This is a genomic window from Shewanella spartinae (assembly GCF_019457555.1).
Classification (GTDB): domain Bacteria; phylum Pseudomonadota; class Gammaproteobacteria; order Enterobacterales; family Shewanellaceae; genus Shewanella; species Shewanella loihica.
Map to the genome: position 1 here is coordinate 2,795,787 of NZ_CP080418.1, position 25,599 is coordinate 2,821,385.

Here is a 25,599-nt window from a genome sequence, read left to right on the forward strand (position 1 = left end):
TCTAGGGAGTATGGCATAGATGTTAAAAGGTACCTTCTTTTGCGTCGATGCTCATACCTGCGGCAACCCGGTCCGTTTGGTCACCAGTGGCCATCCGGACCTCAAGGGTCGCACTATGAGCGAGAAGCGCCAGGATTTCCTGGCGCAGTATGACTGGATCCGCAAGGCGCTGATGTTTGAACCCAGGGGCCACGACATGATGTCCGGCGCCTTCCTCTACCCCCCTTGCAGCGACAACGCCGATGCCGCCATCCTGTTTATCGAGACCAGCGGCTGCCTGCCCATGTGTGGCCACGGCACCATAGGCACCATCACCGCAGCGCTCGAGTCTGGCCTGTTAACCCCCAAGATGCCGGGTCAGCTCACCATAGACGTGCCCGCCGGGCAAATTAAGGTGCAGTACCAGCAAACCGGCGCCAAGGTGGATTGGGTCAAGATATTCAACGTACCCGCCTATTTAGCCCATAAAGATGTGGTGCTGGATATCCCTGGGCTTGGGCCGCTCAAGATAGATGTCTCCTACGGCGGTAACTACTACGCCATCGTCGATCCCCAGGCCAACTTCCCTGGCCTGCGCCACTGGAACGCCGGCGATATCCTGCGCTGGAGCCCGATCGTGCGCGAAATCGCCCACAGAGAACTAAACTGCGTGCACCCAGACGACCCCACGGTCAACGGCGTCTCCCACGTGCTCTGGACCGGCGACACCATCAGCGAAGGCTCAAACGGCGCTAATGCTGTGTTTTATGGCGACAAGGCGATCGACCGTTCACCCTGCGGCACAGGCACCAGCGCCCGTCTGGCGCAGCTCTATAGCCGCGGCGAGCTCAAGGTCGGCGATGAGTACACCCATGAGAGCATCATAGGTAGCCAGTTTGTCGGCCGCATCGAAGCCGCCACCAAAGTGGGCGAGTTTGACGCCATCATGCCAAGTATCAAGGGCTGGGCGCGCATCACCGGGCACAACGCCATCACGGTCGACGATGACGATCCCTATGCCTTCGGATTTCAGGTGGTCTAACCGGCCAGCCCAAAAGGACAATAGCAATGACACTAAGCATCACCAACAGATTAACCGGTCAGCATTACATCAATGGCGAGTGGCAGGGCGAAGCCTCCTCCTTTCAAAGCTTTAACCCCGTCGCTAATACTCAGATTGATTGGCACTTTGCCAGCGCAAGCGACGAGCAGCTCGCCCAGGCCACCAAGGCGGCTAAGCAGGCCTTTAACAGCTATCGCAACAAGAGCGACAGCGAGCGCGCCGCCTTTCTGAGCGCCATTGCCGAGCATATCGAGGCCGACAAAGAGGCGATCATAGAAGCCGCCCACCTCGAAACCGGCCTGCCTCTGGCCAGATTACAGGGCGAAACCGGGCGCACCTGTGGTCAGCTGCGCCTGTTTGCCCAAAACCTTGTTAACCCAATAGAGCAGTCAATTGCCGACATGGCTCAGCCAGAGCGTCAGCCGCTGCCAAAGCCAGATACCCGCCTAGGCAAGATTGCCTTAGGGCCTGTGGCCGTCTTCGGCGCCTCTAACTTCCCGCTGGCGTTTTCCACCGCGGGGGGGGACACCGCATCGGCGCTCGCCGCAGGTTGCCCCGTTATCGTCAAGGGGCACCCGGCGCATCCGGCCACCAGCGAACTGGTCACTCAGGCTATCGACAAGGCGATCAAGGCTTGCGACATGCCAGCTGGCGTATTTAGTCTGCTGCAGGGACACACCCCGGCGCTTTCCACTGGCTTGGTCGAGGCGACAGAGATCAAGGCGGTGGGTTTCACCGGCTCGCTAAAGGTGGGTCGCATCCTGGCCGATCGCTGCGCGGCGCGCCCCGAGCCAATCCCCTTCTATGGTGAGCTGGGCTCTACCAATCCGCAATTTCTACTGCCAGGGACACTCGCCGAGCAGGCTGAGACGCTGGCCGAGACTCAGGTGCAGTCTATGATGATGGGCCATGGTCAGTTCTGCACCAGCCCTGGGGGGATTGTCGCCATCAAGGGCGAGGCGCTAACCCGCTACTGCGATAGACTCAGCCAGGCCCTGGCCGAGCAAGCCGCCAGTGCCATGCTCACCCCTGGCATCGCCGCCACCTATCAGCAGCAGACAGAGGCACTGCTGGCACACCCGCAGCTGACGCTACTTGCTCAGGGCAAGGCAGCCGAGGCCAGCCACCATACCCGCCCGGTGGCGGTAAAGGTGGATGCGGCAGGTTATCTGGCCGACAGCGCCCTGCAACAAGAGGTCTTTGGTCCCTTCGCGATAGTGGTCGAGTGCCAGGACGCCGCGCAGATGCAGGCCGTTGCCGAGCAGCTCGAAGGGCAGCTCACCGCCACGCTTCATGGCAACGAGGGCGATTGGACAAATGCCCATAGCCTGGTAGATGCCATTGGCCAGCGTGTCGGCAGGCTTATCTTCAATCAGATGCCAACAGGCGTCGAGGTGTGTCACTCGATGAACCATGGCGGTCCCTACCCTGCCAGCACCGACAGTCGCAGCACCTCGGTGGGCAGCATGGCGATACACCGCTGGACACGGCCCATCTGCTATCAAAACATGCCAACCGCTTTGCTGCCCGAAGCATTGCGAGATGGACAAAGTCTCCTAAAGCGCTTCTAACAGGCATATTAAATAAAGGGAAACCACGGTTTCCCTTTATTTATAGTGCTATAAGCGGTAATCTTATGCGGATCACATATAATAACGAAAAGACATTACGGGAACTATGAGCCGAACAACTCCAATCGTTCATAAAACGCGCACCCAGGTCGTGGTGGAAGTCTTAAGAGAGAAAATCCTTTCAGGCGAAATTGCCGCCGGCGAACCTTTACGCCAGAGCGCCTTAGCCGAGGCACTGAACGTCAGTCGCATCCCGGTCAGAGAAGCCCTGCTGCAACTCGAAGCCGAAGGACTCGTAAAGTTTGAAGCCCATAAGGGCGCTACTGCCACCGAATTGTCGGTCGATCAGGTCACCGAGCTGTTTGAGCTAAGGGCCCTAATCGAAACCGATCTGCTTGCCAAGGCGATCCCGAATCTCGATGATGAGATGCTGGCTCAGGCCCAGGGTTACCTGGATGAACTGGAGGCGGCTTTCCAACAGGAAGATGCCGTGAGCAGCTGGAGTGAACTCAATACCAAGTTCCACACCTGCCTGTATCAGGCGGCCGATCGTCCTCACACCATGGATGTGGTACACGGTCTAAATACCAACTGTGATCGCTACATACGTCTACAGCTTCTGCTGGCAGGCGGCATCCCCAGAGCGGCGCAAGATCATAGAGACTTGCTCACCTACTGTCGTAACCAAGAAATTGACAAGGCAGTAACGCTTCTGAGAGACCACATATTACATGCAGCCAACGCCATACGTGAGCTGGTTGCCCAACAGGTGAGCTAAATCACTGTAGCTTGCTTGACTTATTGCTAGGCTTATTAGATTAGTTTGATAAGGCAGAGCTGATGTACTCTGCCTTTTTATTTTTGAGAGAATATTCAGATGCAGTACGCCACCATTACCGGCTGGGGAAAATGTGTTCCCCCCGCAACGCTTACCAACCATGATCTTGCCACCTTTATCGATACTTCCGATGAATGGATTAAGCCGCGTACTGGGATCAGTCAGCGACACATCAGTCATGTCAACACCTCTGAGCTAGCCACCGTTGCCGCCCAGCGCGCCCTGGCCGCTGCCGGTATTAAGGGCGATGAGATAGATCTTATCATTCTGGCCACCGCCAGCCCTGATACGCTGATTCCAAACATAGCATCAACCGTACAGGCCAACATTGGCGCCAGCTGCGGTGCGTTCGATATCAACGCCGCCTGTAGTGGTTTCCTCTACGGCTTAGGTTTGGCCAGCTCACAGATCAAGAGTGGTCAGTCGAAGAAGGTATTGGTGATCGGCGCCGAACGTCTCTCCTTCTACCTCGACTGGTCTCGCCGGGAAACTGCGGTCCTCTTCGGTGACGGCGCAGGTGCAGTGGTCGTCGAAGCCACAGATCAGCCTGGCGGCGTATTGGGCTATGAGCTCAACAATGACCCAGCCGGTCGCGATATCCTCAAGGCGGGCTTTGGTACCGCCATGGACAGGTTCAACGCCGCTTCACTGGATTTCTACATCGAATTCAACGGTCAAGAGATCTTCAAGCGCGCCATCGCCGGTATGGGCAAGCTCAGCAACACAGTGCTGGAAAAATGTGGCGTCGACAAAGACGAAGTGGATCTGGTGATCCCGCATCAGGCGAACGAGCGCATTATCGATACCCTGATCAACCGCATGAAGATCCCGAAAGAGAAGGCTGTGGTGAACATTGCCAACTACGGCAACACCTCGGCGGCCACTATCCCTATCGCCATCTGTGATGCGCTGGAGAAGGGTCTGATCAAGCCTAATCAAACCATCTTGTCTTGCGCCTTCGGCGCCGGCCTAACCTCGGCAGCAGTGCTGTTCAAGTGGGGCGAGCGCGTGACACCGATCAGCGAATCGGATGCCGAGCTACCGCCATGCGATCAGACGGGTATCGAGCTGGTGAAGCGTGCCGTGAACTACTTCTGCGGCGAATAATCGCCAGATTGAGAACAGAAAATGCCGACATAATGTCGGCATTTTTTTTAGCTTAAGACTTAATGAATTGACCTTCGAACCAGGCCCAAGCTAAGCCTTTCTTAATCACACTTAGCTATTGCCGCCTCATCCCAATAGATCGCCTGGGCGAAATGACTGGCCAGCAGATGATTAAACTTATCGAAACTCGAGATACTCAGCTCCTCGCCAGTAAGACAATACCAGACGAAGCGATGGCAGTTGTTATCAAACAGATCATAGTCGCGATACCGATAGATGGCCTGCTGCGCCCTCTCCAGCACGGATTCACCAATTAAGGGTCTATGTTGATGGTCACAGGCGACAAAGATGCGGCTACCTGTGCGCCCCCCCAAGAAACGCTTAGATGACACGGGCCGGATCAGACCGCTGCCATGCAGCTCTACTAAGGTATCGTCGCCAAGCCAGATCCCGGTATGCTCTATCACCCCGAAGACGAAGCAACACACTAGGGCACCGGGGGGCGGCGTGACCTTGACCTCGCCGAGGTGCAACACACTGGGCGCGAGCGGGCTCACCCGTTTACCCTCTGGCGCCTTGGGCGCACGGCCTAACCGCCTGTCTAAGGTCAACTGTCGTTGTTTCTGCTTAGCGTCGGCGATAAAGGCGGCCCCCAGAGCGGCCCCGCCGAGCCAGAGTAAAGGAAGCGCCATGATTAACCTCTTTGCTTATTACTTATGCCATGACTCAGGCCATAGCCGGACAATACCATCTAAATGGCTCCATCCAAGCTCCTGTCTCTATTGAGATAATGGCGGAAAGTCGCCAAAGATAAAGGCGCAAAATGTAACCAAGTATAACCGAGTATTAAGGCAGCAGCTCGGCGATCTTTACCTTAGTTGCGCCGCCCATGGCAGCCACCTGTGCCAGCAGCAACTCGCCGCAGGCCAGCGCATCGATCAGCGCGTTATGAGCCGCATACACGGGCAGACCGTAACGGGCGCGGCTTCGCCCCAGGCGCAGACTGCCCTCTTGCAGATGTTCCTGTTGCCTCAGTAGTCGCTGCTTCTCCAGCAATAAAGTATCTATGGCGAGAAGGCGCGGCTTCTCTCCCAAACAGGCCTGCAGGCCAGATTGTAAGAAGGCGAGATCCAGCGGCGCATGGTGGGCCACCAACACCTTGCCCTCACTCACGGATAAAAACCAGGCCATCGCCTGCTCCGGGGTCAAGGCCGCATCCAGATGAGTGTCTAAGATGCCGTGTATGGTGGCGCTCTGGCCGACGCTGCCCTCTATCTGCACCAACTTGTGCTGCGCCTCGCTAAGAATAAGCTGCCCCTGACGGATAGGCACCACGCCGATACTCAAGATCTGATCGAAGCTGGCATTGAGTCCTGTCATCTCGAGATCTATGGCCAGCAGCTCCACCTCAGACAATGGCTTGTCGATAACCGGCATCAGCGCCTGCTGATAGGCCTTGAGCCCGGCATCTTTTGCCTTCAGGGCTCGCCAACAGAGCTGGGATCTGACCTTAATCCCTGCCAGCACCTAGAAGCTCCGGGTAAATTTAAGTTTTAGACCCGCCTGCGCGTCATGTACCACCTTGAAGGCGTCACGCAGCTGATGACGCACCAGAGAGGAGAGCTGCTGGGGCATCAGATAATTAGTGAGGGGCTGGTTGTGAGTATACTGATAGCCCTGATTCGACAGGCGCATGTGGGCGATAAACTCGTGGGCATCGGCGAGATTCAGGGCATCTTTGCGATTGATGATGTTCTGCTCCATCAGTAGGCGGATGCGCTTGGCGGTGTTGACCTCGCTGATGCCCGCCGACAGGGCGTAAATCCTGGCGATATCGTTGATGAGTGCGCTGCCCTTGTGCTTAAGATCGATCCCCTTCACCTCCTGGCCGTCACGCTCCAGAACAAACTTCTTGAAGAAGCCCAGCGGTGGTGACACCTGTAGGGCGTTGCCCGCCATCCCCGCGAGGAAGATATCGTTATCCTTGGTGGATTCCAGCACCTGAGACTGCAGCCCCTCAAACAGGCTCGAAGGCCCATAGACGCAGCGCATATCGAAGAAGATGCTGGCATGCATCAAGGCTTTAGGCTCGGGGTGCTCGACCCAGTTGGCAAACTTCTGTTGCCACTGGGCTAGCGTCATCCGCCATTTGGGGTTCTGCGCCATGATATCCCCAGGGCAGTAGACATAACCGCAGCGATCCAGTCCGGCGCAGACCGCCTTGGTCAGGGCCTCGAAATAGCCCTGGGCATGCTCGTCCATCTCATGTGCCAGCAAGAGGCCATTATCCTGATCCGAACACGCCGCCTGATCCTGCCGCCCCTGAGAGCCGAACGCCAGCCAGCAAAATGGCATGGGCGCCTGACCGAGGATCTGCTGATTGAGCACGATCAGCCGCCGGGTCAAGGCATCGGTTACCGAGGTCAGCACCCTGCCTATCTCCTCGGCCCTCGCATCGGCGCTGATGAGGTTTTGCAGCAGCAGTGGGATCTGTTTAGAGACATGGATCAGGCTCTCGAGATCATGCTGACGCTCTATCTCGCCAATGAGCAGCAAGGGCTGCGAGCTCTGGCCCCGCAAAATATCGGTGCTGGTGATCACCCCTGTGGGGTGTCCCTCGTCCATGATAGGCAGATGGTGAATGTTGTGCTGGCTCATCAGCAACATGGCCTCGAACACCAGGGCATTGGCACTCAGGGTGGTCGGGGTTACCGTCATCGCCTGATGCACAGGCAGGCTGCCATCGAGGGACTCGGCTAGCACGCGGTTACGCAGATCCCTGTCGGTGAGGATCCCCGCAAGCTTTTGGTTATCTATGATAAGTACCGATGAGACCCGGTTATCCCGCATCAGACGGGCGGCGTCGCTGACGCTGGCATTGATATCCAGACACAGGGGCTGCTTGGACATCAGGCTGCTGACCCTGTTGGTGGAGCCAAGCTCCTTGGCCTTGAAGCGCCCCTGATGACGCAGCCGCTTGGCAAAGGCGCGGTTAAAGAAGCGATCAAACTCGCGGCTCTCGCTTCTCAGCTGATTAAAGGTTTCTGGGTCTAAGTGATACACAAGACCATCTTCGAGGATCTGTACTCTGTTGCTCACCTTCTCGCCGGAGAGCAGCGAGGGAAAGCCGAAAAAATCGCCGTCGCCGAGCCTGTCGATCAGGTCACCATCTTCGCCGCGCACCTCGAAGGCGCCACTGCGGACGATATAGAGCTGAGGATGCTCCTCATCCAGCGGCACATAGACAGAGGAGCGGCTGTAATAACCGACGGTGAGGGCGCGGCAGCAGCGCTCCAGCGTCTGCTCAGATAGGCTGTCAAAGGGCGTCAGCTGGCCAAGAAATTGGGTAATAGGTTGCAGTTCGCTCGCGTCCATGATCTCCCTCTTACGCTATGGTCGGCATCTCGCCCTGGACTCTCGCCAAGCATCGGCCGTTTTATTCACTATAGCCTTAACAAACAAACTCTTGTATACGACTAAAGGCCAGCCGATTCCCTAGCGCCGCCTGGCAATGATGAAGAGATCCACATCGCCCCGCTCTGGATAGTCCTGACGGTGGCAATTTAGCAGCTCAAAACCTGCCGAGCTCAGCTCAGCGCTGAGCCAGTCGCCGCAGTGATAATAGATGAAGGCCTGATCGCCACTGCTGGAGGTCTGCAGCTTTGAGGCGGCATAATCCCCCTCCATGGTGCTCAAGTAGAGCAGCCCACCAGCATTCAGCCTTCTTGCCATCGCCAAGATCAATACCTTTGCCTCCTCTTTATTGAGGTAAGGTAGGCAAAATCCACACACTATGGCATCAAACATTTCCGTTAGACTGTCGATGGCCAGGCAGTCCATCACCTCAAACTTGCCGGTGGGGTTATTCTCTCTTGCCAGGCTCACCATCTGCGGCGCCAGATCTGTCCCCAAGTAATCGAGCCGTGGATGGCGCGCCAACAGATAACGGGCGATGTTACCCGGGCCGCAGGCAAGCTCCAGCACCTTATCTTGCTCGCCGAGTAACTCACTCAAGCGGGCATAGGTGGGCTCGTAGAGCGGCATCTGCATATATTTATCCTGATACTGGCGCGCCAGCTTATTAAAGGTCGCCACAGATAATTGATAGTTACTCACCCCTACTCCCCTAAAACTCCAAACACAAACCCTGAGACTGCCAGATAAGCAAAAGGTAAATCAATAAGATATGAAATAAAAAAAGGGAGCGCACTGCGCTCCCTAGGTCGATAAGTCTATCGATTAGTGGTCGTGGGCCTCACCGGCTCCCTTAGGGAAGCGGATTGATTCCACCATATCAACCACATTCTGTGGTACTGCAGCCGTTACCTTGCTGACGATAAAGGCTACCGCGAAGTTGATGATCATACCCAGCATGCCTATACCTTCTGGCGAGATGCCAAACAACCAGTTAGCCGCGTTGTTATCACCTGGATTCACAAACTTGAAGTAGATGATGTAGCTTGCCGAGAACAGCAGACCTATCACCATACCAGCAATGGCGCCCTCTTTATTCATGGTACGAGAGAAGATACCCATGATGATCGCCGGGAAGAGTGACGATGCCGCCAGACCGAAGGCGATTGCCACCACGGCCGCTACGAAGCCTGGAGGATTGATACCAAAGTAACCCGCCATGACGATACCCAGCGCCGCAGCGATACGGGCATAGAGCAGCTCCTGCTTATCCGAGATATCCGGCATGAAGTTCTTCTTCAACAGGTCGTGCGATACCGACGTTGAGATAACCAGTAGCAGACCCGCAGAAGTTGACAGCGCCGCCGCCAGACCACCTGCCGCAACCAGAGCGATCACCCAGGCTGGAAGATTAGCGATCTCAGGGGTAGCCAGTACCATGATGTCGCGGTCAATCTTCATCTCGTTGGTTTCACCCTTGGCATAGTAGATCTTGCCGTCGTTGTTCTTATCGTCCCACTTGATCAGACCTGTCTTCTCCCAGTTCTTGATCCAATCTGGTGCCGTTTCATAAGCCACACCCGTTGACTCAGGACCATTGATTGTCTCGATCATGTTCACACGAGAGAAGGCGGCCAGTGCTGGAATAGTGGTGTACATGATGGCGATAAACACCAATGCCCAACCCGCTGAGACGCGCGCATCTTTCACCTTAGGTACGGTGAAGAAGCGAACGATAACGTGTGGCAGACCCGCAGTACCGAACATGAGTGCGCCCGTGATGAAGAAGACGTCGATCATCCCCTTAGAGCCCTCTGTGTACTGAGAGAAGCCAAGCTGAGCTGACAGTCCGTCGAGTTTTTCAAGCAGGTATACCCCCGTGTTGTTGCCCGCAGCATCCACCAACTCGGCGCCGAAGCCAAGCTGCGGCAGGATATGGCCTGTCATCATCACAGAGATGAAGATAGCAGGAACCATGAAGGCGAAGATCAATACGCAGTACTGAGCCACCTGGGTATAGGTAATGCCCTTCATGCCGCCGAGTACTGCGTAGAAGAAGACCACGGCCATACCGATATAAACACCGGTATCGACCTCTACTTCCAAGAAGCGTGAGAACACCACGCCCACACCGCGCATCTGACCGGCGATGTAGGTGAAACAGATGAAGATGGCACAGACTACCGCAACGGTACGGGCCGCCTGGGAGTAGTAACGATCGCCGATAAAGTCAGGCACGGTAAACTTGCCAAACTTACGCAGGTAAGGTGCCATACAGAGCGCGAGCAGCACATAACCGCCAGTCCAGCCCATCAGGTAGACGGAACCGTCATAACCGACGAAGGAGACGATACCCGCCAATGAAATGAAAGACGCCGCCGACATCCAGTCTGCCGCCGTGGCCATACCATTCATCACAGGGTGTACGCCACCGCCAGCAACATAGAACTCTTTAGTTGAGCCGGCGCGAGACCAGATCGCAATGCCAATATAGAGGGCAAAGGTAAAGCCCACAATCAAATAGGTTAACGTTTGAACATCCATCTCATTGCTCCTTAGTCTTCATGAACATTGTATTTTTTGTCTAAGGCATTGGCTTTCGCCACGTAGACAAAAATCAGTGCAACGAATACATACATGGCCCCCTGCTGAGCAAACCAGAAGCCCAGTTTGAAGCCCATGAAATGGATCTCATTGAGTACATCGACCAATAAAATACCGCAGCCAAATGACACTGCAGCCCAAATTGCTAGCAGTCCGAGCACTAGACGTAAATTTTCACGCCAGTAACCTTCTGCCTTTTCGTTATTTTCAAAAGCCATTGCGACTCCCCTGTGCTGATTATTATTAAGTCATGAATTAATCTAGCAAGCGCAGTCATTAGGACAATCGCGACTTTGGTCTAACGCCAGCGTCAACCTGAGCGCGAATTAAAACATTTTCGTTACAAAACAATAAGATCAAAGTTGACGTCAGCGTAAACCTATAATTTTCATAGGCTTGCAAACTAGACTAAGGTCGAACAGGATTGTTAATAGATTGTACAAAAAAGCCGCCAAGTGGCGGCTGATGGGATAGAGAGGCTCCCAATTAAGAGACTCTCTATTGAGGGACTTCCTAGTAAGAAGTGACCTATTTCAGGGTCGAAAGATAGGCAAGCAGATCGGCCAACTCCTCGGCGCTGCGCTGCTTATTGCTCACCAGGTATTTACCGTTCACCAGTAGCGAAGGCACCCCGCGGATCCCAGATAATTGTGCCTGAGTATCATAGTCGGCGATCGCCAACTTGTTATCTACCGACGCCAGCGCCTTGTCGACCTCTGCCTTCGACAGGCCCTGCTCGACAAAGAACTGACTCAGCTCCTCCTGACGCTTAAAGGCGCCGTTACCCTCATGGATCCGCTTAAACAGATTACCATGGGTCTGTTCGGTCACATGAAACTTCTTCGCTAAGTAGTAGGCTTCCTGGCTCAACTGCCAGGCCGCACGACCGCCCGCCACCGGCGTGCGCTCAAATGCCAGCTTATCACCCAGCTCCGCCTTTAACTTGGACACGGCCGAGGTAATCAAGCCATCCTGACGATAACAGTGGGGGCAGTTATAAGAGAAGAACTCACGCACCACAGGCTGATTCACCTCAGGGATCCCCGCCACCTTCACATAGTCGACCCCTTCGACATACTTAGCCTGGGCGCTGACCTGAAAGGCGGCCAGGGCGATAAACAACAGACTCACATAACGACATAGATTCACGACTCTTTTCATAACCAACTCTTCTTATTATTGAAAAAATGTTTCTACCCCAGGCTTAGCTGAGGCTATTTATTTATCTTGCAACCTTCTCTCACAATCTTCTCTTGCTATCTTCACTTACCATCTTCTCTTACCAAGACAAGGACTCATAAATTCAGTCAAAAGCGCAACCAAATACGCTTCGGCCTTTTGAACGCAAACCTTTATGAACATTAGCCTTCACGAACACTGGCTTTCACAAGCATTAGCCTAGCAATCGGCCAACATGGCTAGGGGATCGGTAAACTTATACTGATAGTTTAGCTCCCGGGTGATAAGGCCTCCATCAACGCGCTTATCTTCAGCTAAGTCACCCTCAATAAAGTTTGGCGGCGTGAGCCCCAACTGAGTCGCCGCCTTTTGATAAAATTCGGCTTTGGTGGGATGCAGCGGCGCGCAGAGATTATAGGCAGGCGATAAAGGCCCCTCGGCTTTCAGCAGTGAGGTCACGGCACCAATGCAATCATCGAGATGCACCATATTTACCGCCAGGTTACCACCAGGCACATCCTCTCTTCCTGCCAGGAAGCGCCCTGGATGCCTTTTGGGACCTATGAGACCGGCAAAACGCACGACGACGCAGTTATTGTTAGACTCGCCACCAGCGGAGTGATTGTTAGACACGCCATCGGCAGAGTTAGCACCAGAGAAGAGCGCCTCGGCGGCCAGTAAGGTCTCGCTCGCCGGGCTGTGGACCTTAGCATCGCTCTCGACACAACCACTCTCACCACTCTCGCTCGAAAAACAACCGCCACAGGCAGGATAGACACCAGAAGTGCTGATAAAAATGATACGGCGGTATTCGTGGTTGCCCATTAACGCCTTGAGGCGCTTGAGACGGTCCAGATAACCGTTATCCCCACGGCGAAGTCCGGGGGGAATGTTGATCACTATGGCATCGCAAGTGAGGCCTTGGGTTATCGCTTCACGGGTCTGAGAGGACAAACCTTCACTCTCGAGTGCTTCTAAATCCAGCGCAAAGCCTGCTATTCCATCGGCTGATAAGGCCTCGGCCTCCTGTGGCGAGCGTTTGGAGCCCGTGACCTTTAATCCTTGGCTCACTAACTCCTTGGCCAAAGGCAGACCAAACCAGCCGCAGCCGACGACGGCAACAGAAGTTATCATCTTGAATGCTCTAAATTAAAATATTTTGAATTGAAACCAGACTTCTAAAATAACGCAAGGGGACTAGGGGGTGCCAGCAAAATAAAAACTAATTCCACTGTCGGCCTGTAACACGCGCATTGCACCTTCGGTTAATTCTTCAAGCTTAAGCACACTATCGACAAACACCTCCTCCTGGCTGAGGAAACGCAGGCCGGGCTCGCTGCCGTCGGGATGACAGGCCCACACCTGAGGCTGTTTCACCGATTGAGTGGTGACCATCACCTTGCCCACATCGCCATCGCTGAGACGCACCAGAGTGCCCGGCGGATAGATCCCCAGCAATTTAACCAACACGGCGATCAGCGTCTCAGAATGCTTCCCCGCATGGTTCTTAAACAGATAACCCAGGGCTATCTGAGGCGAGCGGCTCTCTTCGGCCCACAGCTGACCGTCATAATCATTCGCCAGGCTCACCAGCTGAGTGGTGATGGGGATCTTCTTCTCTGTCAGGCCATCGGGAAAGCCAGAGCCATCGATAAACTCGTGATGATGCAAGACAATACTGAGCACCGCCTTATTAAACAGGCCCGTCTTGTTGAGCATCTCGTAGCCAAAGTTGGGGTGCATCTTGAGGAAATTGGCTTCTGAGGCCGTTAACGGTGTCTTCTTGCGCCGGATAGACTCGGGGACCTTGAGCTTTCCTATGTCGTGAAACAGGCAGCCCAAGGCGATGTCGCGCATGTCCGATTTGGGCAGCTCCATGGCCCTGGCGATCATCAGCGCCAATACAGCCACCGAGATACCGTGTTGGGTCACGCTATTATCGCTCTCACCTGCGGTCACTAACGCCAGGTGGGTCTGTTCATACTCAAACATATGCTCGATGAGCGACTCCACCAGCGAGGCGGCCTCGCGATAGGCGCCCTCGGGATCGCTGGCTATCTTGCTAAAGGTCGAGCGGCACTCGTTGACACAATCGATGAAGCGTTTCTGACTCAGACGCAGGGATTTACGCACATTGCGTTTGGCTTCTATGATGGGATCCACCACCTCTTCTGCCTTTTCAGCCTGCTCGTCCCCCTCATCATTCTCCTCTTCCAACAGTTCTTCACCCGACACCAACAGAACATAGGGCACGCCAAGACTCTTGATCAGCTCTATCTGCGCCTCTTCTTCAATCTTGATGCGGTTAAAAAGGAAAGGATGGTTTTTCCAAGACAAGGGTAACTTAACAGTGATACCTGTTTGTAACTTAGACAGGGGTAATTGTATCGGCTCAGTTCTGGCCACTCGAAGCAACTCCATTGATTTTCCCCATACCCATTGGGTCCCCTGCTCCAGATCTGGATGCGGGATGATCCCCTAAGAATATGAAAAGCAACCTAACTTTAATAACATAACTATAGTCAATAGCAACTCAATTTGTACAATCTGTCATTAAATTGACCACTTACGCACAGATTGACGCCAAAGTGCACCGAGAGACAATTAGCTGCTGGTTATAAGATATGCAAAAAAGTCTAAACTAAGATTGAAATTATTTATTGTATACAATATTCAATTAGTGTTAGTATGCTTCTGTTCTTTAGAGATACGTAGCAACCCCGGATTATGTTTCTTTAAAGAGTGTTGCTGTCAATTGTCCTTAATATAAGTCCTGTGAATTTGTTGTTTTTCACATTGATTTATAAGGTATTTTGTAACATTCCGATATCTTGAGACTGAATTTTCATTCAAAGAGATATGCTTAGCGCTGCTTCTTGCAGCGCTTTTTTTTGGCCGGGATTCGCTAATCCGCCTGATTGCGCCAATCCTGCAGGTAGTATTTAAGGTGCTTCGACTTGCCGATGTAGAGCAGGCTCCAGAAGAGAAACAGCGCGTCCAGGCCAAAGCTCCAGCTATAGAGAAAATGGTTATGAATGAGGCGCTGCAACAAGAGGCCGGCATCTACCATCAAAAGCACAATCAGCAGAGGTTTAAGTTGATTAAAGGCGGGTCTTAACCAGAGTGGAGCGCGTTTGCGCTCGGCGATCACTAATCCATAGAGAAATAAGCCACCGACGCCTGCGGCCAAGGCCATCAGAAAGTCAGACTTTTGCGGATAGATGAGGGCGACCAAACCGGCTCGATCGCTGGCCTGAGTCAGGGAGGCGATAAACACGCACCATCCCCGGGCGATAAAGGCCAACATCAGGTACAACATAAGCGGCGGCTTAAAGTGTCCCTTATCGTCTAACCAATTAATATGTCCAAAATTCAATAGTGTTCTCCCTCCCCCGTTTCTCTCTATATGGTGATGATGTCGTGGATTTCAACATCTGATAACAAATGGTGGCGGTGAAGGATAAAAAAAGCGCCATCTCTCGATGACGCTCTCGTTTAACTTCGACCTAATTTAGTCGGCTAATTCACACAGCCAATTTAAGAGCCTAGGATTGCCAAGAGCTCTGCCTCATCGATCACCTTAACTCCAAGCTCCTGCGCCTTGGTCAACTTAGAGCCAGCGGCCTCTCCGGCAACCAAGCAATCGGTATTTTTCGAGACGCTGCCTGCCACCTTGGCACCTAATGCCTGCAGCTTAGCCTTGGCATCGTTGCGATTGAGTTGCGTCAGGGTGCCGGTTAATACCCAGGTCTGCCCCTTCAGGGAAAGCGCCTCTTCGGCAACCTCTTCGATGTCGGGCCAGTGCACGCCGGCCTGCAACAGGCCGTCTATCACCTCAAGGTTATGGGGCTGCTCGAAGAAATGCACCAGATGCTGGGCGACGATCACCCCCACATCGTCAACCTTCATAAAGGTCTCGGCGTCCGCCTGCTTGAGTTTCTCAAGGGTCTTGAAATAGTTAGCCAGGTTGGCGGCGGTGGCTTCACCTACCTCCCTGATCCCCAGCGAATAGAGGAAACGGGCAAAGGTGGTTTGCTTGGCCGCTTCCAGGGCATTGACCAAATTAGTGGCCGACTTCATCCCCATACGATCCAGCATAGTGATCGCCGAGGCGGTCAACTTGAAGAGATCCGCAGGGCTGGTCACCAGCTCTTTATCGATCAGCTGCTCCACCACCTTGTCACCCATGCCATCAATATCTAACGCCTTGCGAGAGGCGAAGTGCTTGATCGCCTCCTTACGCTGGGCCTCACAATAGAGACCACCGGTACAACGGGCAACCGCTTCACCCTCGACGCGCTCCACGTCGCTGCCACACACGGGGCATTGCGGCGGGAACTGGATCGGCTGGGCATCACTCGGGCGCTTCTCGGGCACCACGGCAACGACCTGAGGGATCACGTCACCGGCGCGGCGGATGATCACGCTATCGCCTATCATCACCCCGAGACGGGCGATCTCATCGGCGTTATGCAAAGTGGCGTTGGAGACGGTAACCCCGCCGACAAAGACAGGTTGCAGGCGCGCAACCGGGGTCACCGCGCCGGTACGGCCCACCTGGAAGTCTACCCCTTCGAGCAGGGTGATCTCCTCCTGGGCCGGAAACTTATAGGCGGTGGCCCAGCGAGGCGCCTTAGCCACGAAACCAAGAGTCTGCTGCTGGGCGATATCATTCACCTTAAGCACCACGCCATCAATCTCATAGGCCAGCTCGCTGCGACGGGTCAGTATGTCCTGATAATAGGCCAGCACGCTGGGGATATCCTCACATACCTTGACTTCACTGCTCACCGGACTGCCCCACTCTTTAAGCTGCATCAACTGCTCGAAATGGCTGGCTGCCAGCGGCCAGGTTTCTGGCTCCACCACGCCCAGGGCATAGGCATAGAATGCCAAGGAGCGGCTGGCGGTGATCTTACTGTCTAGCTGACGCAGACTACCGGCGGCGGCATTACGCGGATTGACGAAAAGCTTCTCGCCCTTGGCGCGGGCCTTATCGTTGACCGCCTCGAAAGCTGCCTTAGGCATAAAGACTTCGCCGCGCACCTCGAGCAGTGGCGGGAAACCGCTGCCTCTAAGTCTCAATGGCACAGATTTGATGGTGCGCACGTTCTCGGTGATGTCTTCACCGACGGTGCCATCACCACGGGTGGCGGCGCGCTCAAACACGCCATCGCGGTAGAGGATACTCACCGCCAGACCGTCGAGTTTAGGCTCACAGCAAAATGCCGGCGCCTCCGGCAGCTTATCGCCGACACGCTTATAGAAGGCGTTGAACTCCTCTTCGCTAAAGACGTTATCCAGGCTCAACATGGGCTTGAGGTGAGCCACCTGATTAAACTTGCTCAGCGCCTCGCCCCCGACTCTCTGGGTTGGCGAGTCGGCCAGCGCCAGCTCGGGATGCTCGGCCTCCAGCTCCTGCAGGCGACGCATCAGACGGTCATATTCGGCGTCGGGGATCGAGGGCGCGTCATCGACATAGTAGCGATAGTTGTGCTGATTAAGCTCGTCGGTTAACTGTTTAATCTCGTCTTGTATGGCTTGCATGATTTCTTATCCAGTTTAAGCAACAGAGGCCGCTGATGCGGCCTCTACTTCAATGTCGGTCTAGGGTCTGTTGACCTTTCCTGTTTGTTTTTGCAGCATTTTGTAGGCGATTTATACCAGGCAGAGCCCGTGTAGTGTAGTTACTCTACATAAATGAGCGATAACGCAGTAGAAATGGCCTACAAAAGCTGCCCGAAGGGTTCATCTAAACGCGCCCTGCTTTTTGTTATTCGCAATTTACATAGTGCAACTATGCTTCATTGCTCTCGCCTTGAGCAAAACGCGTTTAAATTGAACAAAAAGTAAACCTGAAAGATAAACAGACCCTAAAGATCACATCTGCGCGCGAATGCGCTGCAGGTAAGACTGTTTGGTCTGCTCACTCCAGGCGCCGCGACCACCGTCGAGCACTTCGCCGCCGAGATCGTCGGCCAGCTGATGGGCCGAGTTAAGCATGATGGAGAAATTCATCAGAGGATCGCCATAGCAAGGCAGCGTCATAAACAGCACTATGCCCTGAGTGGTGAACTGCTCCATCTCATCAGGGTTGAACACCCCAGGCTTAACCATGTTAGCCAATGAAAACAGTACCTTGCCTGTACCAGCATTATCCTCATGACGATGGAAAATATCCATGTCACCAAACTTGAAGTTAAGGGTCAACAGGCTAGGTAGCAGCTCGGCGCCATTAAGGGCCTCACCTTCTTTGGCCACCACGTGCAGCACCAATACATCCTGCGGATCGCCAAGCGGCGCCTCTTCGGCCACTTCTGGCGCTGGCTCTGGTTCAACAGGCACAGGCTCTACAGATGCAGGCGCTACTGACTGAGTCGCTTCGACTCTCGGTGCGGGGCGAACTGCTTCCTGCTTACGCTCGGTAACAGGATCTTCAAACAGCGAAGGCTGCGCCGGGGCCTGACCCAGGCCAAGCTCCATCTGCTCGAGATGGGCGTCGCTAACTTCTTCGTTAGGGGTTACCGACATCACCGGCTCTTGACGCGAACGCGGCGCCTTCTGCTTAGGCTCATCCGACAGAGAGAAGCTAGGCGAGACTTCTGCTGGCTCACTCTCTTGCGCGCGAGCACCGGCAGGTGTGGCACGACTGGTCGAGGTGGCCTTAGGAATGCTGCGATCTTCGCCGTTATTTTTAATTACTCTTACAGGGCCAACGCCATCTGCGTCGAAACCGTCACTGTCACGTGTCTTATCTGTGTATAGCCCTGTCATGGGCGATTCTTTTAATGATTTAGGTTGCTGCCGCCTAATGGACCAAAAACCATGCACAAGTACCGCGATAATGGCTACCGCGCCTAACACGAACAATACCAGTTGCAAATTTTCCATTGATTACCCTGTTTTTCCCAAAATTATACTGCGTCGGCTAATGCCACCGCCTCATCGATATCGACGGCAACTATGCGTGAAACCCCCGGCTCGTGCATAGTGACACCTATTAGTTGATCGGCCAATTCCATGGTGATCTTATTGTGACTAATATAAACAAATTGCACGCTCTGAGACATCTCTTTTACCAGCCGGCAGAACCTGTCGACATTGGCATCATCGAGCGGTGCATCGACCTCATCCAACATACAAAATGGCGCTGGATTCAGCCTGAAAATCGCAAATACCAATGATAAAGCGGTTAATGCTTTTTCTCCACCCGAAAGCAGGTGAATCGTACTATTCTTTTTCCCCGGCGGTCTGGCCATGATGGTGACCCCAGTCTCCAGCAGATCATCATCGGTCAGCGCCAGATAGGCGCTGCCGCCGCCAAACACCTTAGGAAACAGCACACCAAGATCTTGGTTGACCTTATCGAAGGTCTCCTTAAAGCGCGTCTTGGTCTCGCGGTCGATCTTGCGAATTGCCTCCTCCAGGCTGCCGAGGGCCTTGGCCAAGTCCGCATCCTGACTGTCGAGATAGGCCTTGCGTTGACTCTGCTGCTCGAACTCTTCAATTGCAGCGAGGTTAATCGCGCCAAGATGTTCGATCTGCGCCTTTGTGCGCTCCAGCGCCTTCTGACGATGGCTCAGGCTCACGGTCAGATCCAGCGAAGCTTGCACCTCGGCGATATCCACCTCTTGGCTCCTGATCTGGGCTAACTGACTGTCAATTTGACCTTTTATCCCTTCGCGACGTAACTTTAACGCGCTGATGGCTTGAGTCAAGTGCTCTAACTTGCCAAGTTGTTGTTTTTGCTTGGCGCCGATCTCGTCTGCTTGATTTTGCAGCTCAGCCTGCTGCAGACGCAGGGCATCGAGCGCCGCCTGGGCTTCCCCCTGACGCGCCAGCGCATCATTGAGCTGGGCTGTCATGGCATCGGCTTGCTGCTTACCATCTAGCTTATCCTGCCCCTCGAGTTGCCCCTGAAGCTCGCTCAGCTCTTGGGCCAGCTCTTTCATCTGCCGCTTGAGCTGCTCACCCTGCTGGCGGCTAAGCGCCTGCTCGGTATTGATCGCCTGCAGCGACTGCTGTAGCTGCTGGGACTGCTCCGCCAACGTCTGCCGCTCGCGGCCCAGCGCCTTATGCTGGGCGCGGCAATCGGCAAGTCCTGCCACCTGGCTGTCGGCTGAGCGCGTCAGCTCAGTCAGCTGCGCCTCGTCTTGATCGCGGCGACTTGTCAGCTCACTCAGGCTTTGCTCCACGGCTTCTAGCTCGCCAGTCTGCTCTTCGAGCAAGGCCTTCAGCCTGGCTTGCTGCTCACCTTGCTGGGCGATTCGCTCCTGGGTCGCCTGAGCCTGCGCCATCAGGCGTTCACGCTCAAGCTGCGTCCCCTGCAAACTGGTATTAAGCTGGGTGAGCGCCTCACGCTGCTCATCCAAGCCCTGATTGACCTCGGCAAGCACCGCCCTACGCTCATCGATCGCCTCGACACTGGCCGCTATGCTGAGCTCCAGCGCCTGCTGCTCGGCCTTAAGCTGCACCAGCTGGCTGCCCTGCTCGGCCTTTTGCAGCACAAAGCCTTTACCTACTATGTAGCCATCGGCGGTCACTATGCGCTCGTCATCCTCAAGTGATCCCAGCATGGCTTTAGCCTGACTCAGGCTATCGACCCAGTTGAGCCTGGACAGCCAGGGCGCCAGATTGACCTCGCTGCTGAGGCCAGTCCACTTTTGAGATCGGCTTAACGCAAAGCCGCTCTCATTATCTGTTTCCTCTGTGCTGTGCTTGTCACTCACCTTCTGGGTGAGCAGACCGTCGAGCAACAGGTCAACCGCCGCTTCCCAGCCGGGCGTGACCTGAATCGCCTGCCAGAGGGCGCGGCCCTGAAGCGCGTCTTCCTGAGGTAAGATACGCTTGACTACCGCCAGACGCCCCCGCTCCTCGGCCAGTGACTGCGACAAGGCTTCGACCTGCGCCTGGGTCTGGCGCGCCTGCTCCTGTCGCTGAGACTGAGTGGCAGCCCCCTGCTCAATCTCGCCCTTAAGCTCATCGAGCCGCTCGGCGAGACGTTCACACTGAGCATGTTGCAGCGCAAGATTGGCGGTTTCATCCTGATGGGATAACTGCTCAAGCTGGCGTAACGCGCTCTCGTATTGCGACTTCAGCTGAGCCAGGGCGCCCTGCTTATGCTTGAGCTCCCCCTTGGTGAGTTCCAGGCGTAGCTGACATTGGTTAACCGCCTGCTTGGCCTGACTCTCGGCCTCCTGTGCCTGCTCCAGTGATAACTCGACCTCGCCAAGCTGCTCATCGAGTAGCTCGAGCTGCAGCTGCAAGGTCTGATGGGCCTCCCGGGCATCGTGCTGTCGTCCATCGAGATCGCCGCGCGCCAATATAAGCGCCTGCTCCTGCGCCTTTAACAGTGACAGCTTATCTTCGTCCTGCTTGATACGCTGCTTGAGATGCGCATCTTGCTGCTGACGATGCTTGACCTCCTGTTCGAGCTTGGCGATCTGATTACCGTTAAGATAGAAGGCCTCGACCTGTTGCTGCTCCTGGCGCTCAAGCTCATCGAGTTTGAGTTTAAGCTCGGTCAAGTTGCGCGACAGGGCTTCTCGTCCGGCATCACCCTCGCTCAGGGTCAGCGTCTTGGCCTCTATCTCCTGGGATAACTTGTCAGACTGAGCGCTCAGCTCCAGATATTTGGCCACCTCGAGCTGGGCATGTTGATCCCGCTCCGTCTGTTTCAGCGCCCGATATTGACGCGCAGCCTCTGCCTGCTCGGCCAACTTGTCTATCTGTCGGCCCAGCTCCTGACGGATATCCCCTAAGCGTTCGAGGTTCTCGCGGGTATGGCGGATGCGGTTTTCCGTTTCGCGTCGCCGCTCCTTATAGCGGGAGATCCCCGCCGCCTCTTCGATGAAGACCCTCAGCTCCTGAGGCTTAGATTCGATGAGACGTGAGATGGTGCCCTGCTCGATAATGGCGTAGCTGCGTGGACCTAAGCCCGTACCCATGAAGAGATCGGTAATGTCCTTACGGCGGCACTTCTGGCCATTGAGGAAGTAACTGGATTCACCGTCGCGGCTCACCTGACGTTTTACGGCAATCGCCTGATAGCTGGCATACTGACCGCCCAGACGGCCCTGCTGATTGTCGAAGCTGAGCTCGACGCTGGCCACTGAGACCGGGCGTCTGGCCGAGGAGCCGTTAAAGATAACGTCAGCCATGGAGTCGCCGCGCAGGTGTTTGGCAGAGCTTTCGCCCAGCACCCAGCGCACCGCATCGATCACATTGGACTTGCCACAGCCATTGGGGCCGATAATTGCCGTAAGCGGTTGGTTAAAAGGGATTTTAGTGACATCGACAAACGACTTAAATCCAGCAAGTTTTATCTGTGTGAGTCTCATTGTGCCAGTTTGGTCGTCTATTGGGAGGCGCGCTTGGTATCGCTGTTATTATTGCTAGCCACTTTATCAAAGCATGCCGCATTTTGTAACGTTTTTTCTGTTAAGCGACGTGATTTCACCCTTGTTTTTACAACAGGGCTGACACACAATCGGCCTTAAGCAAGACATAAGGATATTCAGATAAGACTATGAATCAAAAAGCAAGCAAGCCCGCTAAGAGTGGCGTGAACTATTTTCTCGACGGCTTTCGGCTGATCAAACAGCCCGGCCTGAGACGCTTCGTCTTCGTCCCGCTGAGCGTCAACCTGGTGCTGTTTGCGGCGGTGATCTACTTCGCCATCGGCCAGCTGGAGCAGGTGTTTCAGTGGATCAATGGTCAACTGCCCGAGTACCTGAGCTGGCTGAACTTCCTGCTCTGGCCGCTGGCGGTCCTCACCCTCTTGGTGGTGCTCTCCTTTATCTTCAGCTCCGTTATGAACTGGATAGCTGCCCCCTTCAACGGCCTGCTGGCGGAGAAGGTTGAGCAGTACCTGACCGGCAAAGACCTCAATACCGGCGGCACCATAGATCTGATTAAAGATCTGCCGCGCATCCTGGGGCGTGAGTGGATAAAACTGAAATATTACCTGCCCAGAGCCATACTGTTTCTCATCCTCTTCTGGGTGCCTTTCATCGGCCAGACCGCCGCGCCTGTACTCTGGTTTCTGTTTAGCGCCTGGATGATGGCGATCCAATACTGTGACTATCCCTTCGATAATCACAAGGTGCCCTTTAATGATATGAAGTTTGCCCTCAATCAGACCAAGGGCAGCAGCTTTAGCTTCGGCGCCGCGGTCACTCTGTTTTCGATGATCCCCATCATCAACTTTATCGTGATGCCAGTCGCCATCTGTGGCGCCACCTCTATGTGGGTCGACAAATACCGCGCCGCCTATCGCAATGAGCAGATTGCCCCTGAATAAAGCTCACTTCAAAAGAAAAGGCCTGCAATTGCAGGCCTTTTTATCACGAATCAGGCGCCACCGTATACCTCAGGGGAGCTCTCCTCTGCTGGGATTTCTCTTGGCTTAGAGAGATCAACAACGACAGTTTCTGAGATCTTATCTTGAATCGCCTGACGGTTAGCATCCCAATATATCTGTAGGAATCCGAGTAAACCTGTGGCGAAACCGGCGCCATAGCCACCATATCGTCCAAAGGCATCCCATAACGAGATAGACGAAGCGTCCAGCGGCACCACCCGAATGTTGAGCAGCTTCTTACCCAGCGTCTGGCCATCGAACCAGGCGGTAAAGATAGTAAAGTAGAAGGCGGCCCAGCCAAAGCCAAGCCCGAGATCGTTTAAGATACCTTTGGCCCATTCGAGCAGGCTGTAGGGCGAAGGCTTATCTTCCTCCTCATCAAGCTTATCCGGGTCAATCCCGAGCGCTGCTGGCTCATCTATCAAGGCTTGTTGGCTTGACTCGCTTGCCTCTTGCTCCACCGTGCTTTGTTTCACCGTCTCTTGCTTCAGTGCTTCTTGCTGCAGTGCTTCTGGCTTCACCACGTCTTGCTTAACCTCGCCTTGCTTCGCAGCATAGCCATTAGGATAAGCCTGCTTTAGGCGCTGCATCAGTGCTTGTTTTTCCTGACTCGGCAGAGACAGCTCGCCGATTAGCTGAGATGCCAACGCCACTTTTTCCCTGTCGCTTGCCTTTAAGCTGTCCATCGCGCTAAGCAGCTTAGTTAATTTCTCGTCGGCGCAGCTTGCCTCCTCACACAGACTTAGGGCTATGATCTGCGGCATGACCTTAAGTGCATTCAGCGACTCCGCCTGCTGGCCTGTGGTCTGCGCCACTTTCTCCCCGTTCTTGCCTTTATCCGCATCGCCGTAGGAGATGATGTTGTCGCTGGTGACCCAGATTGTCATCAAGAGCATGGCAAGATAGAGCCCCCACTTCAGCGCCTTGCCCAGTTGATGGCTGCGACGCTCAATCACTAAGGTTAAACCGACTAGGAGAATGAACAGAGCGCCGGCCTGCTCTGCTAACACGCTAATCAGCAAACCATCGATCAGCATCGCCAGACCACGCTTGAGTGGCGAGGCCAGCGGGGTATAGAGCAGCTCTGGCGCCACATGAAAGGCGAAGGGGGTAACTATTGTCTTAGGGTCCTTGCTCTTAGGATCTTTGGTCTTACGATCTTTGGAGTTTGGAGCTTTTGTCTTAGATTTTTTAGCTGAATCAGGGCTCGAAGATCCATGCGCTGTGCTCGGCATATTTGCCACATCCCCTATCCTATCGTTTGTGCTGCTCACTCATCTGCTCCCTGCGATTTATTCTGCTTATTTTGGCTAGCGGGCTTGATACATTTCGCTAACTTATCAATAGGATCCCCATTAGACCAGCCCCCTTAGCGATGTAATTATGATATAAGTGACAGCTTTTATAACAGAAAAGAATAACGAAGATGAAACTATCATTTCTAATGCGCCCAAACCACACTATGATTTAGCTGTATACATTAAGGAGCAAGTAATCCATGAGTAAAATTTTCGAAGACAATTCATATACCATAGGTAATACACCTCTTGTTCGCCTAAATCGCGTCAGCAAGGGAAATGTGCTCGCCAAGGTTGAGGCCCGTAACCCTAGCTTTAGTGTAAAGTGTCGTATTGGCGCGAATATGATTTGGGACGCCGAAAAGAAGGGCTTGCTCACTAAAGACAAAGAATTGATTGAGCCGACCTCAGGCAACACAGGTATTGCACTGGCCTATGTCGCCGCGGCCCGTGGTTATAAGCTAACCCTGACCATGCCAAACACCATGAGCCTAGAGCGTCGCAAACTGCTTAAAGCCTTGGGTGCCAATCTTGTGCTGACCGAAGGTGCCAAGGGTATGAAGGGCGCCATCGACAAGGCTGAAGAGCTGCGTCAATCTGCGCCAGAAAAATATCTGATCTTGGGCCAATTCGATAATCCAGCAAACCCAGAGATCCATGAGAAGACCACAGGTCCAGAGATCTGGAACGACACAGACGGTGAAGTCGATGTGGTTGTGGCGGGCGTGGGTACCGGCGGCACCATTACCGGTGTGAGTCGTTATATCAAGCAAACCCAAGGCAAGGCTATCACCTCGGTTGCAGTTGAGCCTGCAGACTCTCCTGTCATTGGCCAGACCATGGCCGGTCAACCTGTGCAGCCTGGTCCACATAAGATCCAAGGTATCGGCGCAGGTTTCATCCCAGGCAACCTAGATCTTGACGTGATCGATCGCGTAGAAGCCGTGACCAACGAAGAAGCGATCGAGATGGCCCAGCGCCTGATGAAAGAGGAAGGTATCCTGGTAGGTATCTCTTCGGGTGCAGCGGTTGTTGCGGCAAACCGTATCGCCGACTTGCCAGAGTTTGAAGGCAAGAACATCGTAGTGATCCTGCCATCTGCGGCCGAACGTTACCTCTCTTCTGTCCTGTTCCAAGGCCAATTTGGCGACGCGGAAAACGTTCAGTAAGACTCGCCTAATAAG

20 protein-coding genes are annotated in these 25,599 nt (G+C 54.4%); 6 read left to right on the plus strand and 14 right to left on the minus strand.

Going from position 1 to position 25,599, the window contains the following annotated elements; genetic code table 11:
• The first annotated feature begins 19 nt into the window (after positions 1–19).
• The 4 genes from K0I31_RS12345 (at position 20) to K0I31_RS12360 (ending at position 4,558) form a co-directional block, all read left to right on the plus strand.
• On the plus strand, positions 20–1,021 hold the full coding sequence (locus tag K0I31_RS12345; RefSeq protein WP_220078574.1) for a 4-hydroxyproline epimerase: 1,002 nt from the start codon (positions 20–22) through the stop codon (positions 1,019–1,021).
• 26 nt (positions 1,022–1,047) lie between these two features.
• Complete coding sequence (locus tag K0I31_RS12350) at positions 1,048–2,613, plus strand: aldehyde dehydrogenase (NADP(+)) (RefSeq protein ID WP_220078575.1); 1,566 nt, start codon at positions 1,048–1,050, stop codon at positions 2,611–2,613.
• Positions 2,614–2,719: 106 nt separating this feature from the next.
• A complete protein-coding gene (locus K0I31_RS12355) occupies positions 2,720–3,391 on the plus strand; it encodes a GntR family transcriptional regulator (RefSeq protein ID WP_011866162.1) in 672 nt (223 codons plus the stop codon).
• A 99-nt stretch (positions 3,392–3,490) separates the two neighbouring features.
• Positions 3,491–4,558, plus strand: a complete 1,068-nt coding sequence (locus tag K0I31_RS12360) for a ketoacyl-ACP synthase III (protein ID WP_220078576.1) — start codon at positions 3,491–3,493, stop codon at positions 4,556–4,558.
• 101 nt (positions 4,559–4,659) lie between these two features.
• Here the strand turns inward: K0I31_RS12360 and K0I31_RS12365 are convergent, their stop codons facing one another.
• The 13 genes from K0I31_RS12365 to smc form a co-directional block, all read right to left on the minus strand.
• Complete coding sequence (locus tag K0I31_RS12365; protein ID WP_220078577.1) at positions 4,660–5,250, minus strand: lecithin retinol acyltransferase family protein; 591 nt, start codon at positions 5,248–5,250, stop codon at positions 4,660–4,662.
• Between the two features lie 154 nt (positions 5,251–5,404).
• Entirely contained in the window at positions 5,405–6,082 is a 678-nt protein-coding gene (locus tag K0I31_RS12370) for an exonuclease domain-containing protein (protein ID WP_220080840.1), read from the minus strand.
• 3 nt (positions 6,083–6,085) lie between these two features.
• Entirely contained in the window at positions 6,086–7,933 is a 1,848-nt protein-coding gene (locus K0I31_RS12375) for a DUF294 nucleotidyltransferase-like domain-containing protein (protein ID WP_220078578.1), read from the minus strand.
• Between the two features lie 120 nt (positions 7,934–8,053).
• On the minus strand, positions 8,054–8,674 hold the full coding sequence (locus K0I31_RS12380; RefSeq protein ID WP_220078579.1) for a class I SAM-dependent methyltransferase: 621 nt from the start codon (positions 8,672–8,674) through the stop codon (positions 8,054–8,056).
• A 123-nt stretch (positions 8,675–8,797) separates the two neighbouring features.
• A complete protein-coding gene (locus tag K0I31_RS12385; protein ID WP_220042760.1) occupies positions 8,798–10,516 on the minus strand; it encodes a sodium:solute symporter family protein in 1,719 nt (572 codons plus the stop codon).
• Positions 10,517–10,527: 11 nt separating this feature from the next.
• Entirely contained in the window at positions 10,528–10,794 is a 267-nt protein-coding gene (locus K0I31_RS12390) for a DUF4212 domain-containing protein (RefSeq protein ID WP_011866169.1), read from the minus strand.
• A 310-nt stretch (positions 10,795–11,104) separates the two neighbouring features.
• Complete coding sequence (locus K0I31_RS12395; protein WP_220078580.1) at positions 11,105–11,737, minus strand: thiol:disulfide interchange protein DsbA/DsbL; 633 nt, start codon at positions 11,735–11,737, stop codon at positions 11,105–11,107.
• Between the two features lie 237 nt (positions 11,738–11,974).
• A complete protein-coding gene (locus tag K0I31_RS12400; protein WP_220078581.1) occupies positions 11,975–12,889 on the minus strand; it encodes an SDR family oxidoreductase in 915 nt (304 codons plus the stop codon).
• Between the two features lie 63 nt (positions 12,890–12,952).
• Entirely contained in the window at positions 12,953–14,161 is a 1,209-nt protein-coding gene (locus K0I31_RS12405) for a cyclic di-GMP phosphodiesterase (protein ID WP_434086925.1), read from the minus strand.
• A gap of 499 nt (positions 14,162–14,660) precedes the next feature.
• The gene (locus K0I31_RS12410) at positions 14,661–15,131 is read right to left on the minus strand and encodes a DUF2919 domain-containing protein (RefSeq protein ID WP_220078583.1); all 471 of its coding nucleotides are present in this window, start codon (positions 15,129–15,131) and stop codon (positions 14,661–14,663) included.
• Positions 15,132–15,292: 161 nt separating this feature from the next.
• Positions 15,293–17,302, minus strand: coding sequence for an NAD-dependent DNA ligase LigA (ligA, locus tag K0I31_RS12415; protein ID WP_220078584.1), 2,010 nt, complete (start codon positions 17,300–17,302; stop codon positions 15,293–15,295).
• Positions 17,303–17,635: 333 nt separating this feature from the next.
• Positions 17,636–18,646, minus strand: a complete 1,011-nt coding sequence (gene zipA / locus K0I31_RS12420; RefSeq protein ID WP_220078585.1) for a cell division protein ZipA — start codon at positions 18,644–18,646, stop codon at positions 17,636–17,638.
• A gap of 23 nt (positions 18,647–18,669) precedes the next feature.
• Complete coding sequence (gene smc / locus K0I31_RS12425; protein WP_220078586.1) at positions 18,670–22,095, minus strand: chromosome segregation protein SMC; 3,426 nt, start codon at positions 22,093–22,095, stop codon at positions 18,670–18,672.
• A gap of 188 nt (positions 22,096–22,283) precedes the next feature.
• Here smc and cysZ point away from each other — a divergent pair, with 188 nt between their 5' ends.
• Entirely contained in the window at positions 22,284–23,057 is a 774-nt protein-coding gene (gene cysZ, locus K0I31_RS12430; RefSeq protein ID WP_220078587.1) for a sulfate transporter CysZ, read from the plus strand.
• A 50-nt stretch (positions 23,058–23,107) separates the two neighbouring features.
• Here the strand turns inward: cysZ and K0I31_RS12435 are convergent, their stop codons facing one another.
• Positions 23,108–24,352, minus strand: coding sequence for an RDD family protein (locus K0I31_RS12435; protein ID WP_220080841.1), 1,245 nt, complete (start codon positions 24,350–24,352; stop codon positions 23,108–23,110).
• Between the two features lie 263 nt (positions 24,353–24,615).
• On the opposite strand from K0I31_RS12435, the gene cysK reads away from it, so the two are divergent.
• Entirely contained in the window at positions 24,616–25,584 is a 969-nt protein-coding gene (cysK, locus tag K0I31_RS12440; RefSeq protein ID WP_011866179.1) for a cysteine synthase A, read from the plus strand.
• The last annotated feature ends 15 nt before the right edge of the window (positions 25,585–25,599 follow it).